Annotated in this window: 12 protein-coding genes and 1 tRNA gene; 5 read left to right on the forward strand and 8 right to left on the reverse strand. The window is 61.0% G+C overall.

The window, feature by feature from the left end; translation table 11 throughout:
- The first annotated feature begins 100 nt into the window (after positions 1–100).
- Both rpoD and VGM61_RS11885 read left to right on the forward strand, forming a co-directional pair.
- Positions 101–1,963 (forward strand): RNA polymerase sigma factor RpoD, encoded by a 1,863-nt coding sequence (rpoD, locus tag VGM61_RS11880; protein WP_331523032.1) that lies wholly within the window; start codon positions 101–103, stop codon positions 1,961–1,963.
- A gap of 151 nt (positions 1,964–2,114) precedes the next feature.
- Positions 2,115–3,257 carry a glycosyltransferase gene (locus tag VGM61_RS11885; protein WP_331523033.1) on the forward strand — a complete coding sequence of 381 codons (1,143 nt, stop codon included), beginning with the start codon at positions 2,115–2,117 and terminating at the stop codon, positions 3,255–3,257.
- Here the strand turns inward: VGM61_RS11885 and VGM61_RS11890 are convergent.
- A complete protein-coding gene (locus tag VGM61_RS11890; protein ID WP_331523034.1) occupies positions 3,254–4,096 on the reverse strand; it encodes an arginase family protein in 843 nt (280 codons plus the stop codon). The two genes, VGM61_RS11885 and VGM61_RS11890, sit on opposite strands and share 4 nt — an antisense overlap.
- Positions 4,097–4,202: 106 nt before the next feature.
- Positions 4,203–4,574 (reverse strand): SnoaL-like domain-containing protein, encoded by a 372-nt coding sequence (locus VGM61_RS11895; protein ID WP_331523035.1) that lies wholly within the window; start codon positions 4,572–4,574, stop codon positions 4,203–4,205.
- Between the two features lie 140 nt (positions 4,575–4,714).
- On the opposite strand from VGM61_RS11895, the gene VGM61_RS11900 reads away from it, so the two are divergent.
- Positions 4,715–4,790 (forward strand) — tRNA-Ile (locus VGM61_RS11900).
- A 183-nt stretch (positions 4,791–4,973) separates the two neighbouring features.
- The gene (locus tag VGM61_RS11905) at positions 4,974–6,557 is read left to right on the forward strand and encodes a Gfo/Idh/MocA family protein (protein ID WP_331523036.1); all 1,584 of its coding nucleotides are present in this window, start codon (positions 4,974–4,976) and stop codon (positions 6,555–6,557) included.
- On the opposite strand, the gene VGM61_RS11910 is transcribed toward VGM61_RS11905, so the two are convergent.
- The gene (locus VGM61_RS11910) at positions 6,554–7,483 is read right to left on the reverse strand and encodes an NADP-dependent oxidoreductase (RefSeq protein WP_331523037.1); all 930 of its coding nucleotides are present in this window, start codon (positions 7,481–7,483) and stop codon (positions 6,554–6,556) included. The two genes, VGM61_RS11905 and VGM61_RS11910, sit on opposite strands and share 4 nt — an antisense overlap.
- Before the next feature lie 106 nt (positions 7,484–7,589).
- Positions 7,590–8,333: an SDR family oxidoreductase gene (locus tag VGM61_RS11915; RefSeq protein ID WP_331523101.1), complete on the reverse strand. Its 744-nt coding sequence runs from the start codon at positions 8,331–8,333 to the stop codon at positions 7,590–7,592.
- A 99-nt stretch (positions 8,334–8,432) separates the two neighbouring features.
- Between VGM61_RS11915 and VGM61_RS11920 the strand changes: the two genes are divergently transcribed.
- Positions 8,433–9,338, forward strand: a complete 906-nt coding sequence (locus VGM61_RS11920; protein WP_331523038.1) for an AraC family transcriptional regulator — start codon at positions 8,433–8,435, stop codon at positions 9,336–9,338.
- Positions 9,339–9,355: 17 nt separating this feature from the next.
- Here the strand turns inward: VGM61_RS11920 and VGM61_RS11925 are convergent, their stop codons facing one another.
- The 4 genes from VGM61_RS11925 to dpgA all read right to left on the reverse strand — a co-directional run bounded on the left by VGM61_RS11925 (position 9,356) and on the right by dpgA (position 13,805).
- Positions 9,356–10,636: an amino acid permease gene (locus tag VGM61_RS11925; protein ID WP_331523039.1), complete on the reverse strand. Its 1,281-nt coding sequence runs from the start codon at positions 10,634–10,636 to the stop codon at positions 9,356–9,358.
- Positions 10,633–11,721 (reverse strand): aromatic ring-hydroxylating oxygenase subunit alpha, encoded by a 1,089-nt coding sequence (locus tag VGM61_RS11930; RefSeq protein ID WP_331523040.1) that lies wholly within the window; start codon positions 11,719–11,721, stop codon positions 10,633–10,635. The genes VGM61_RS11925 and VGM61_RS11930 overlap by 4 nt, the downstream gene beginning before the upstream one ends.
- 233 nt (positions 11,722–11,954) lie before the next feature.
- Complete coding sequence (locus VGM61_RS11935) at positions 11,955–12,680, reverse strand: enoyl-CoA hydratase/isomerase family protein (protein ID WP_331523041.1); 726 nt, start codon at positions 12,678–12,680, stop codon at positions 11,955–11,957.
- A gap of 57 nt (positions 12,681–12,737) precedes the next feature.
- Positions 12,738–13,805: a 3,5-dihydroxyphenylacetyl-CoA synthase DpgA gene (gene dpgA, locus VGM61_RS11940; protein ID WP_331523042.1), complete on the reverse strand. Its 1,068-nt coding sequence runs from the start codon at positions 13,803–13,805 to the stop codon at positions 12,738–12,740.
- Positions 13,806–14,122 lie beyond the last annotated feature (317 nt).

Below are 14,122 nucleotides of genomic sequence, written 5' to 3' on the forward strand. Positions count from 1 at the left end.
GTGATTCTTGCGTACCTGTCCGGCCGCCCATGTTCTTGATACTGGTCATAAAATCACCATATTGGTATAATGGTTAGTCATGCAGATAGCGGCGGTCGGAATGAATAGCAAAGCCCACGAGCAGCAGTCGGAAATCAAACAGCTCATTTCCAAGGGGCTCGAACAGGGCTACCTGACGTACGCTGAAATCAACGATCACCTCCCCGACGACATCGTCGATCCGGAGCAGATCGAAGACATCATGGCGGTGCTCAAGGGCGTCGGCATCGAAGTACACGACGCCGCCCCGGACACCGACACCATCGCCGATGGCGCCTCGCCGGGCGCCACGGGCGACGACGAAGCCGCCGCCGAAGAAGCCGTGGCCCTGCTTTCGGCGGTTGACGCCGAAGTCGGCCGCACCACCGATCCCGTCCGCATGTACATGCGTGAGATGGGCACGGTGGAGCTGCTCACCCGCGAAGGTGAAATCGCCATCGCCAAGCGCATCGAGGAAGGCCTGAACCAGGTGCAGACCGCCCTGGCCAGCTTCCCGCTCACCATCCAGCTGCTGCTGGAGGAATACGACCAGCACCTGGAAGGCAAGCGCCGCCTGTCCGAGATCCTGGCCGGTTTCGCCGATCTTGAGGAACTGGCCGACCAGGAGAAAGCCCTGGCCGCCGAGGCCGCGCTGAACGCCCCGCCGGTGGAAGAAGGCGACGAGGAAGAAACCGACGACGCCGTCGAGGAAGAGGAAGCCGGTCCTACCGGCCCCGATCCCGAAGAGGTCAAGCGCCGCATGGAAGAACTGCGCACGCTTAGCGGCAAGTTCCAGAAGGCCGCGCCGAAGGCCGAGATCAACGACAAGAAGGTGTTGAAGATCCGCGACCAGATGGCCGAGGCTTTCCTGAAGCTCAAGCTGCCTTCCGCGCTGATCGATGGTTTCGTGCGCAAGCTGCGCGAGGTGGTGAACGACATCCGTTTCCACGAGCGGGTGCTGATGGACATCTTCGTCAAGCAGGTGAAGATGCCGCGCGCGGAATTCCTGAAGACCTTCCCCTCCAACGAGGGCAACCTGGAGTGGGCGGCCGAGCTCGGCCGCAAGCGCCAGAAGTGGTCGCCGAACATCAAGACCTATCGCGAAGCCATTGACGGCGAGCAGGAAAAACTCGCCACCATCGAGCGCACGCTGTACCTGCCGTTGACGGACATCAAGGACATCAACCGCGCGATGAGCGTGGGCGAAGCCAAGGCCCGTCGCGCCAAGAAGGAAATGGTGGAGGCCAACCTTCGCCTGGTGATCTCCATCGCCAAGAAGTACACCAACCGCGGCCTGCAGTTCCTCGACCTGATCCAGGAAGGCAACATCGGCCTGATGAAGGCCGTGGACAAGTTCGAATACCGCCGCGGTTACAAGTTCTCCACCTACGCTACCTGGTGGATTCGCCAGGCCATCACCCGCTCAATCGCCGATCAGGCGCGCACCATCCGTATCCCGGTGCACATGATCGAAACGATCAACAAGTTGAACCGCATTTCCCGCCAGATGCTGCAGCAGTTCGGCCGCGAGCCGACGCCTGAAGAGCTGGCCAAGGAAATGGAGATGCCCGAGGACAAGATCCGCAAGGTGCTGAAGATCGCCAAGGAACCCATCTCGATGGAGACCCCGATCGGCGACGACGAAGATTCACACCTTGGCGATTTCATCGAGGACACCAACGCCAGCTCACCGATCGAATCGGCGACGGAAACGGGCCTGATGGAAACCGTCCGCGACATCCTGGCCGGCCTCACCCCGCGGGAAGCGAAGGTGCTGCGCATGCGCTTCGGCATCGATATGAATACCGACCACACGCTGGAAGAAGTGGGCAAGCAGTTCGATGTTACCCGCGAGCGGATTCGCCAGATCGAAGCGAAAGCGCTGCGCAAGCTGCGTCATCCGAGCCGGTCGGAGCAGCTGCGGTCGTTCCTTGATATTGATTGATAACAGTGCGGTAAGAACAAGGAAAAGAGCCCGCTTCAGCGGGTTTTTTTTCGTCCGCAGACAGCCATCCGCATGGAAAGAGCGATACTCATATGCGGCTGATGACCTTACTGCCTAGGATTGCTGCTCACACCTTCACGGCCTGGATGCCATGCAGTACGTTTGCGAGCAGTACTTTCAGCTGACCATACCCGTCACTGGAATCCATATCGATGACCTCTCTGGCGTCGATACTGCGATTATCGACGGGCGTGAAACAGAAGTAACTTTTGACATCGACCTGAGTGTCTGGCGTGCCGTTGCAGCGGACGGCGGTCTTTCAACGCCGCTTCCTGGACTGGCTGATAACTCACGTGTCCGTCAGATCGAACTCCCCGCATTTCCGGCCGTACCCAAAAATGCCACGGAGATACCGCGATTTCTCCACTTCGTCTGGGTGGGTCATACGACCATGCCCGAACCCCTTGTGCGCCGGGTAGTTATCAATGCGCTTCGCACACCCGGGTTCCGTACGATCGTGCACGCGGACGTGGCAAGCACTTCGCTTCTGGACGACTTACGGAAACGCCTCACTGGCCAGGTGCCGTGGATAACCGTCCTCAACCTTCGCGAACAGCCGTGCTTTGCGGACTTCGTGACACATCCAGTGTTTCGCTATTACCAGAAATTCCTGGGGGAAGCGGCGCGCAACTACGGAGCGGCATCCGACCTGCTTCGCCTTTATCTCGTCCATGCCTACGGCGGGGTTTATCTCGATGTCGACGATCTTCTTGCAAACGAGATACCACTCGAGGCTTGCCCCAAGGCCACTCCAGCCGATTTACTTGTCGGCGCCTGCTATTCCGCACCCAAGTACGGCCTTTCTGGCTGCTGTCAGAGCCATTTCGCAAGCCATGCAGGCAATGCCTTGTTGATGAGCATGCTGGCGGAATCGGCGATACGCTTGCAGGCTACTGGCATTTTCTCCTCACCACGGCCATGGCGTAAGTCGGGTGAAGCCGATAGCGGAGAGCTGAACGCGTACGTCCGTGAAGTACTCCGCCTTACAGGACCACAGCTGTTCAGTGATCTCATCAATATACATCGCCCCGGCATGCTCGAGCTGGACGCAAAGTTGCTCAAAGCGATGGAAGTGTTGCATTACTCCCCTGAGCGCCAACGATATCGAGCGAACCGGTACCTCGCAGCGGTGGCTGCATCGTTGGCGCACTATCGGCCGTTCTGGCATGGGATGTTTCAGGTGATAGTCGGAGCCGCAGGGTCGTGGCTGGAGAACACAAATTCCGATGCCTAAGAATGCGTCGGCCATGTGCCAGGGACGGCCCGCGGCTCATTCGCCGCCTGGCATAGCCTTGCAATCACCTTGCTGCCTTCACGGGCCTCATCGTCATTGGCTGGGGCGAATTCGGTCACGGTGAGGCCGACGATGTCGGCGTCGCGCGCGACGCGGCCAACCAAAGCCATGGCGTCGTTGATCAGCAGCTTTCCGTCGGGATAGGCGACATAGGGAAATTCCCGCGGGTCCAAAACATCCAGATCGAAATGAATGTGGACAGGGCCGCTGATGGGCGCTTTCGGATCGAGCAGCTTCAGGTCCAGTTCGCGCTGCAGCGACCAGTCGCCCTCGTCACCGACATGGGCGCCGAAATAATGGAAACGCGCCGGATCCACTGGCGCGCCCATCAAGGGTTGCATCGGCTCAGGTGCGCGGCCCAGGATTGCGCTGACTGGCATACCGTGGAAGTGGCCACTGGGCGAGGTCGCCGGCGTGTTGGCATCGAGATGAGCGTCGACCCAGATCACGCGAAGCCCAGGATGCATGCCATTGAGATAATTGATCACCGCCACATCCACGGCGCAGTCGCCACCGGCCGTGAGCACGCGCCTGGCGCCAGAGCGCGCGAGGATCTCCTGGGCACTGCGGAACTGTGCAAAGATCGCCTCCCAGCGCCGAACGCCATACGCAGCGGCGTCACTGTGGCTGTCGCCGCCCTGCACCTGAGCCCTTGGTGCGTATTGCGCGCAGACTGCCGCTGCCGCTTCGGCACCGCGCGCGAGGTTTTCGTGCCGACCCGATCCCTGCCATTGCGGATACGCAAGGCATAGATCGAAGTGGTTGTCGATCGATCGCATCTGTCCACGCTCCGTTTTCAGGTCGTTGATTGAAGATCATGCCATGGAATAAGACAAAGCCCGCACGAGGCGGGCTTTGTTTTGGCTCAGATGCACGCTCAGGTGCTTACCCCATGTCGTAGAAAAACTGCTCGCGATCGACCTTGTCGTTCTTCACGTGGTAAAGGCAGATCTCGGCCATCTCCATGCGACCGTGACCCTTCATCGTTACATCCAGCATCATCGACAGGCTGAACCAGTTACCGGCCACGACGGCGTCGCTCACCTTCACGCCATGCATTTCTTCCACGCCCGCCTGGAAGGCCTCGCCCTTCTTGAAGATGGCGTCCAGTCCCTTGGCATCACCCATCGCGCCCGCGGGCGCCCCTTCCGGCTCGATGCTCACCGCATCCTGGGCATAAAGCTCTTTCTGCGCCGCTTCGAACTGTCCGGCTCGACATAACTCCACCAGCCGTTTGGCTACCGATTCAGTACTCATCGCCGTCCCTCCACTCGTAGGAACCACGAGCCTACGCCCGGAAAGATGACGAAACGATTAGTCCGGCGACCCTCGACGCACCCAATTGGCCCGGCTAAGATTAGGGGTTCCCAGCCGTGCAACGCGGCCGCGCAAGCGACGGGCCTATAGCTCAATGGTTAGAGCAGAGGACTCATAATCCTTTGGTTCCAGGTTCGAGTCCTGGTGGGCCCACCACACCCGCGACGGTTACTCGAACGACGATTCGTCACCTGGATGCTCCGGGATATGAGAACGCATACTCGACGCCCTTAGGCGCAGTCGGCCTGGCGTTCCGAATATGCCGTCACATAACGGGGCTCAAATGTAGGCGTATTCTCACAAGTTCATTCCGATATCCAACCCGAGGTTGCAGCGCCCATGACGGATGAATCGAAAGTAGGGGAAACGAAGCAGGGCCACTGCGCCGGGGAAACCTTCGGGGACACGGGGGCTAGTCTCAAGATCTCCCGCCGCGGCTTTCTCACCGGCACGGCCCTCGCCGCCACCGGGTTGATGATCGTGCCCCGCCACGTCCTGGGCGGGACCGGCTATACACCGCCCAGCGATCGATTGAACATTGCCGGCATCGGCGTCGGCGGCATGGGCATGCACAACATGCGCGCCCTGGCCAGCCAGAACATCGTCGCCATGTGCGACGTGGACTGGCGCTACGTGGACAAATCCTTTCACGGGACGGTCGAAAGCCTGGGTAAAGCACAGGCACGCCTCGACAAGGCGCAGACCGCCAAAGAGCGCCAGGAGCTGCAGGATGAGATCGAGCAGACAAAGCTGCTTTCGAGCAAGTTTGGTTCAATCAAGCGCTATACCGACTACCGCCGGATGCTCGAGCAGCAAAAGGACATCGACGCGGTGGTCATTGCGACGCCGGACCATCTGCATGCGGTGATCGCCAGCGCAGCGATGAGCCATGGCAAGCATGTATACGTGCAAAAGCCTCTCACCTGGTCGATTGACGAGGCTCGCATGCTGGCCAGGAAGGCCAAGGACAACCCGAAGATCGTCACGCAGATGGGAAACCAGGGCCACTCGACCGACGATGCCCGGTTGATCAACGAGTACATCGCGGCCGGGGCGATCGGCAATGTTCGCGAGGTCCACGTCTGGACGAATCGCCCGCTTGCCTACTGGCCGCAGGGAATTCCTCGTCCGCAAGCCAGGCCAAGGCCGGACGACGCGAGCTGGGACGAGGACGCGGTGATGGATCGGCTCGCCAATGCCATGGTCGGCAACTATCCGAAGCCCGCAGGGCTGGCATGGGATCTCTTCCTTGGCCCCGGCCCCGTCGTCGACTACCACCCGGTGTATCACCCGTTCAACTGGCGTGGTTGGGTGGATTGGGGCGTGGGTGCCATCGGCGACATGGGGGCGCACCTGATCGATTCTCCGTTCTGGTCACTGGACCTGGGTTTCCCGACGTCCGTGGAGACCGTCTCGACGCCGTTCAACCATGCGTCGTACCCCATGGCGACGATGACGTACTACGATTTCCCGGCACACGGCAGCAGGCCGCCAGTGAAGCTCACCTGGTATGACGGCGCGTTGCTGCCGCCCGGGCTGCAGGCGTTGGGAGCCGGACAGATGAGCAAGGATGGCGGTGTCCTCTACATCGGTGACAAGGGCAAGCTGATCCACGAGACCTACGGCGCGAATCCGCGCCTGCTGCCGCAGTCGTTGCATGATTCGGTGGGCACGCCTCCCCAGACGTTCGCGCGCATCAAGACCTCGCACGAGATGAACTGGGTGGACGCCTGCAAGGGGAAGGCGGAAGCGTCCTCGCCGTTCTCATACGCCTCGCGGCTGACGGAGGTCATGCTGCTGGGCATCGTATCCCTTCGCGCGGGTGGCAGGATCGAGTACGACGCGGCGAACATGCACATCACCAACGCGCCGGCAGCCAACGAGTTTCTGCGTCGCGAGTATCGCGAAGGTTGGGCCGTCTAGGACAACCCGGATGTGCGCAGCGCGATGATCGTCTTCCCGTTGATCCGCCGGGTCGGATTGAAGGCGGCGACGGCATCGTCGAGGGTAGAGACGGTGCCGATGCTCGTCCGCAGTCGTCCGTCCCGCACCCGCTGGACGATCTCACCCAGTTGCGCGCGGTCGGACTCGACGACGAAGTCGATTGCCAGGCCGTGGTCGGGCCGCGCCTGGCTCGGCCCGACCACGGACACCAGTGTTCCTCCGGCTCGAATCAGGCCCGCGGACCGCTTCCCGATGTCGCCGCCGATGACATCGAACACCAGGTCGACTCCGCCGACGTCTTCCAGGACATCGTTGTCGAGATCGACGAATTCCTGCGCGCCGAAATCGAGCACCTTCTGACGATCGGCGGCACGTCCGGTACCGATGACATGGGCGCCAAACTCACGTGCCAGTTGCGTCACGATCGACCCGACTGCGCCAGCCGCGCCGTGCACGAGGGCGCTCTGCCCCGCCCGAAGGCGGCCATGCACGAATAGTCCCTGCCACGCGGTCAGACCCGAAATCGGCAGGCTCGCGCCCACCGTGAAGTCGACATCGCCCGGCAGCGGTGCGAGATTGCGCGCTTCGACGGCCACGTACTCCGCCAGGGTGCCGTCGCGACTCCAATCCGTGAGGCCGAACACCCGCTGTCCCACCGACAGTCCCGTCGTGCCGTAACCCAGCGCGGTGACCACGCCGGCCAGCTCGTGACCGGGGATCGATGGTGTTCGGTCACGACCAAGGCGATCGGTCCATGTCGAAGGCCACGCCAGTTCAGTGTGGACAAATCCCGACGCATAAACCTGGACGACGACGTCGTTGATCGCAGCTTGTGGCTCCGGCCGCTCCACCAGCTTCATCCCGGCCGTTCCCGCCGCCTGGTCCGTCACCACTATCGCTTTCATGGAATGTCTCCTCGAATGTGTTGCTGTTTGATACCTCCACCGAATTGAATACGATACCCTCGAACGAGTCTGGTGCCTTAGCCAGGCAGCTTTTGCCGGGTCAGGGTCAAACCGACTGGGCCCAGTTCACCGCGTCGGCACCGGCAGGAATTCGCATGGGGCTCAAGGGGTCATTCACCGCGCGCCACACGGCTTCCGCCACGTCCTGTGCATGCGTGACCGGTCCCGTTTCTTCAAGACGCGCGAAGACACTTTTCACCAGATCGGCATAAGCCTCGTGATCGAGGCCCTGGGCGTGGGTGCGCGCGTTATCCCCGAAGCGGGTCTCGGGTGAACGCCCCGGCAGCACCAGGCGCACGCGTATGCCGAACTGCTCCAGTTCCAGTGCCATCGACTCGGTAAACGCGTTTACTGCCGCCTTGCTCGCCGTGTACGAAGCAATCAAGGGAATCGATTTCAAGGTCACGCTCGACGTTACATTCACGATGACACCGGCCTTGCGTTGCCTGAATTGCGGCAGGACGGCTTGAGTCAAAGCCATGGTGCCGAAGGTATTGGTTTCGAAAATCTCGCGTACCGTCGTCATCGGAATGGCCTCGGCAGGCGACGCGGCACCGAAGCCTGCGTTGTTGACCAGGGCGTCTATCGGCCCTGCGGCCTGGACGGCTTGCCGGATGCTTTCCGGATCGGTGACGTCAAGCGCAATGACGCGCAGGTGCTCGGAACGGGGCAGTACATCCTCGCGCGGCTTGCGCATCGTGGCGACGACCTTCCAGTGGCGATCCAGAAAGTATTTGGCCGTCTCGAGTCCGAAGCCGGATGAGCATCCGGTGATCAGAATGGTTTTCATGGGGAGTCCTCGTGTTGGTTTGCCATACCAAGACAATAGGCTCCCGGGACCGGACGATCTATAATTGAAAGTCCAAGAGTTGTTTGCAGGAGTCCGGATATGGTCGATCCACTCGCTGAGGTCGTCACCTTGCTGCAGCCCGGTGCCCGGTTCTCGAAGGCCGTCGTCGGCGCCGGCTCGTGGCGCGTCAGCCGTTCGGACGCAGGACAGCCCTTCTACTGTGTGCTCCTCGAGGGCGCATGCCGTCTGGTCGTCGACGGGCACGAGGCGATCGAACTTCGGTCGGGCGACTTTATCCTGGTCCCTGCGGCTTACGGTGTCGCGATGTCCAGCCTCACCGCTCCCTCGGAAGGGGCTGCCGAAACACCGCCTGTTGCGCTGGCCACCGGAGAGTTCAGGGTCGGCGACCAGGATGGCCCAACCGACCTGCGGATGTTGGTGGGCCACTGCACCTTCGGCTCCCCCGACGCGAGCCTGTTGGTATCGCTCCTTCCCAGACTCATCCATGTGCGGGGCGAGCCGCGCCTTGCCACTCTCGTGCAGCTCGTGAAAGATGAATTCCACGAGCGGCGTTCGGCACGCGAAGTCATCCTCACCCGTCTGCTGGAGATTCTTCTCATCGAAGTACTCCGCTCGTCGGCAGGCACCACGGCATCACCCGGGCTCGTGCGCGGACTTGCCGACGAACGCGTTGCCATGGCAATACGACGCATGCACGAAAGCCCGACCAGACCATGGACGATCGCCCAGTTGGCGAAGGAGGCGGCACTGTCTCGTTCAGCGTTCTTCGAGCGTTTCAACCGCGCGCTCGGAGTCGCCCCGATGGAGTATCTGCTCGCCTGGCGTATGGCTTTGGCCAAGAACCTGCTGCGCCGAAAAGAGGGTAATGTCGCCGAGGTTGCCCAGCACGTCGGCTACAGCTCCCAAAGCGCCTTCAGCGTCGCATTTACCCGCCATGTCGGATTGCCGCCGACGCGGTATATGCGGGAGCAACCGGACGCCTGAGTGGTTTCCGCCACGGGTTACTTCACCGCATAACGTTGCCATAAATAGATAGGCAGTCCGGCGAGCAAAAGCACCGCACCCCACAGCAACGTTTCGGCCCCTGTACCGATCAATGCCCATACGCTGAAGGCCAGGGCGCCCAGTGCAACCAGTCGCCGCCATCGCCTGGCCGTCGTGTCAATCCGCCACCATGCAAGCACGGTTACCAGATAAGGAACGAGTGTCGCCGCGGTAGACAGCAAAATGGTGAAGGTGAACAACGCCACCAATGTACGGCTGTAATTGGAGGCAATCAGCCCACTGGCAAGCACGCTGCTGACCAACAGCCCGATCCATGGTGTCCCGCGTTTATCCAGCCGGGCGAAGCACTTGGGAAACAAGCCATCTTCCGCAGCTGCAAGCGTTGTCTGCGCTTGCAGCAGCACCCATCCGTTGAGTGCGCCAAAACACGAAACCGTGGCGACGACACCAATCCCGATACCAGCTAGGTTGCCCCAAACCCGCCTCGCTGCCTCGGCCATGGGCGCGGCCGATGTGTGCAGTACGTCAGCGGGAAGCATACCGATGACCACGGTGCAGGCCAGCATGGTCGCCAGCCCCGCTATCGTCACGCCGATGATGGTGGCGCGAGGGACAGTGCGTTGTGGATCGATTACGACATCGGTCGGCACGGTGGCGCTTTCCAGGCCAAGGAACGCCCACAAAGTCAATGCAGCAACGGACGAGGCAACGCTTACCAGGGGGCGACCGCTGGAATTGAAGGGTTCGAAAGCGCTCGCATGCACCCAACCCAGCCCCAACAGGCCAAATACGACCAGTGGCACCAGCTTGAGTAACGTCAGCACGATCGCCGTGCGCCCGGCTTCGCGCACGCCGGCCAGACTGATGGTCGTGCAGATCCACAACGCTACCAACGCGCACAAGGCACTGCGCAATGGCGTGAGCGTTGCCGCCGGCCACACGGAACCCAGGCTGCCGGCAAATGCCACGGCAATGGCCGCATTGGCCGACCACACGCAGACCCAGTAACTCCACGCCACGATGAAACCGACGCGGTCACCGAATGCGCGTCGCGCATAGGCGTACGCACCTCCATGATTGGGGATGATGTGCGCCAGCCGGGCATAGACCAGGGCCAGCATCAGTGCGCCACCCAGGCTTATGCCCCATCCGAGCAAGCTCGCAGCACCATAAGGCGCCAACGCCGCCGGTAAAACAAAAACCCCTGACCCGATAATATTGCCGATAACCAGTGCGATAAGCATCCATAGCCCGAGCGACCGCTGAGGGGCGCTCATGCGATGGCGAGCGAATCGCGGTAAGCACGGCGCAGCATTTCATGAAAATGATGCACGGCATTCTCGCGTAATGGATTCAATCGCCCGGCCTCATACGAACCTGAGGCAAGACCGCGCTGCACGTCTTCACACATGGCGACATCCTCATCCTGCACTTCGTCACTGAATGCAATGTCTTTTGCACGCCGCGCCTGGGCTTCAGGTGTGTCGTCGGGGGTGTAATAGAAGTCGAACTCTACCCGGCAACGATCGACACCAAGCGGCAGGACACGATTGGTCTGCAAGCGTCCCGGCAGGATGTTCAACATCGCGTTCGGATACAGGAAATAATACAAAGCCTCCCCGCTGCCGTAGAGATCGTCGCCGCTTTCCAGCGGGCTGAACTGGAATGAATACCACCGGGCGGTTTCGGTGATATAGCTGCGGTAGTCGAGCAGGCTGTTCAAGCCCGGATGGATGTGAGGTACGTGATAACCCTCCAGGTAGTTATCTACATAAACCTTCCAGTTGCAGGCAACTTCGTAGCTCGCACGATGATGGAACTGGTAACCATGCAGCGCCCGGTGCGCCCCGAGGCGTTCATCGATGCCCTCGACAAATTCATCGAACGGTGGCGCTTCGCCCATGGCGACGAACACCAGGCCCTGCCACACGTGTACGCGAACCTCCGGAAGCCGGATGTCCGACGGGTTGAAATCCGGCGTACGGCCCATTTCCGGCGCGCCGCGCAGCACGCCGTCCAGGCCGTAGGTCCAGCCGTGGTAACGGCAGCGGAGATGTTTTGCACCCTTTCCGTCGCAGCTGGCGATCGGCCCCGCACGATGCCGGCATACGTTGTGGAAAGCGCGGATGCCTGACATGTCGCTTCGCACGATCAGCAAGGGTAGCCCGGCAATTTCGGTGACGACGTGATCGCCCACGCCAGCCAGTTGTGATTGATGGCATACCAGTTGCCAACTCCGAGCGAAGATGGCCGAACCATCCAGCGCTGGCATGCGCGTATCGGTATAGAAGCGGGCCGGCAGGGTCAGCGCGTAATCAAGCTGTTGCGGGACGAGCGTATCGGGGGAAAGCAATTCAGTCATGGCTGGACGCAGCGACGGTGATGGCCGAGTATTCATCGAACCGCGCTGCAGCATCAATACTCCCCCGGGCCGGATAGTCCCAACGATCCTGACTCGACGGCTGACCAGCCTGACCAGGGAGGGATAGATGGAGAAAACCCTATACCCCGAGCCCGCTTGGGGAATCTCTGCTGACCCCCCGGCCGGGAATTCCTACCGGGCTCTTCCTGATCGGCCCCGGGTCAGATCAATCGTCACTTGCGCTCGTCCAAGGCATCGTAGCAGCGGTTCTGTGCAGCCATGAAATGGCCACGACCCGCATCGTAATCGGTGTTCTGAGCTTCACCGATCAGGCGACGGCACATCTGAAGAGCGACGCCTTCGTCTTGTGGGAGCTTCGCCGCTAGCTCGCGGACGTGTTCCTCGAGTTGATCTGCGCTCAACACGCCGTCGATCAAACCGGCTTCTTCGGCGTCTATCACACCCCACGTATCGCCGAGCAGCAATAATCTGCGCGAGATGCCGGCACCGATCAGGCGTGGCAGGCGGTTTACGCTCAGGCCAGGAAGATATCCGTTGCGCACCTGGGGGCACTTGAAACCGGCTTCGGCGGTGGCGAAGCGAAAGTCCGCTGCCACTGCCAACTCGAACGACGCTCCGATACACAGCCCATCGATATGGGCGACGCTCACGATCGGCAGTGATTCCATACGCCGTATTTGCACTTCCAGATGCCGGTGCTCGCCGATCTCCATACGATCGTGCATGTGGGTATCGTCGCCCAAACAAAAATCCTGCAGTGCCAGCAGTGCGGCACGGCCACTGTCCTCAACCCGGTCCAGTACCGCGCTCAATCGATCACTCAATATCGATGGCGTGGTCCCGTCACCTTCTCCGACGAGCCGCACGATGCCCGCATCGTCGTCGCCCATACACGTAGGTTTGACCCCATCCGATTTCGTGCCGCGCTGTAAGTCCATTGTCCAATCCTCCATGAATGAATACTTGATTACGCTCTCAGGGTGCGCCTTGCGGCCTCAGAAACGGGCCAGGCAGCATTCAATGCTTGCCCCTGGTCCCATCGTCATCATCACCGTGTAGTCGCCAGGTTCGGCCACCTGTTCCTGCAGGAGCCGCCGGTGTGAGAAGAGGAACGAGCCCGATGAGAGGTTTCCCATATCCTCCAGCACGCTTTCGGTGTGTCGCAGCGCATGAGATGACAAGCCGAGATTGAACTTGATCGCGTCGATGACCTTGCGGCCGCCGGAGTGGATGATCCAGTGTGCGACGTCGCGCATCCTAAGGCCGTTCTTCGCGAGTAATGAGTCGATCGGATACCTTACGTTCGCGCCGATCACGTTGGGAATGTCGCGGTCGAGAAAGAACGAGTATTTGCCATCGACATGATCGAAGCGCATCGCGTCTATGTGGTCGGTCATGACGTATGAGCAGAAATCGAGCACTTCAGGACCGGTTTGCGTCGACGGTCCGTGCGGGCCGAAAACCGCCGCGACGGCGCCGTCGCCGAACAATGAATTGACCACCGCCGTACGCATCGTGGCATCGAATACGTAAGATGCCGAGCAGATCTCCACGCATACCAGCGCACCGTGCCTTGCTGGATTGAGGCGACAGTAATTGACCACCGGTTGCATACCGTTCAACCCGGCATTGCAGCCCATGCCGACGACGTCCAGGCGGTGCACGTCCGGACGCAGGCCCAGCGCCTTGGCCAGAAGCGCGGACAATCCGGGGCACAGGAAACCGGTCGAGGTTACGCAAGCGATATAGTCCAGATCATGGGGCTTGAGGCCCGCCGCCTCGAGTGCGAGTAGCGTCGCCTCGGCACCCGCGGCCACCGCCTCGCGCTTGTGTTTGGCGGCTAGCTCCGCGCTACTTTCGGATCCCACTCGCCCATCCGTTCCAGCCGGTGGAAGTGTCAGATACCGCCTGCTGATCCGGGAGTTTCGAAAGTGATTGACCAACTTGCTGTCATTGATGTCAAACAGTTCTATCAGTTGCTCGTTTGTATAGGGCTGGCCGGGATTGCTTGTTGCGATGCTGAGTACGCGCGGAGCGACTCTGGCGGTGTGTTCGTTGATCACGAAAGCGTCCTCGGTTGATTCCGTTCATGTTGAATTCCTTGGGCAACAACTCCTAAAGGCAGGATTTCGCTGCTGCCTTAAGGTACAAGGCACACCGCAAGATCGCGACGGCGCCGCGGCAGGATTTCCCTGAAGATCATGTGATCGCGTAGCTGATTGAGGAGTAAGCCCAGGGGCATCGCGGCGCGCTGTGGGCGCCTGGGCTCGGACACATCGGTCGACTGCCTCAGTCGAACGGCACACGTGCGCGCAGTCCGGGGAGCCTGGTCTATTTATCCAGGCCAGGGAAGCATTCCCGAGCCATCCGGCGTCGGGCC

The sequence above is a fragment of the Pinirhizobacter sp. genome, assembly GCF_036499745.1.
In the GTDB taxonomy this organism is placed as follows: domain Bacteria; phylum Pseudomonadota; class Gammaproteobacteria; order Xanthomonadales; family Rhodanobacteraceae; genus Pinirhizobacter.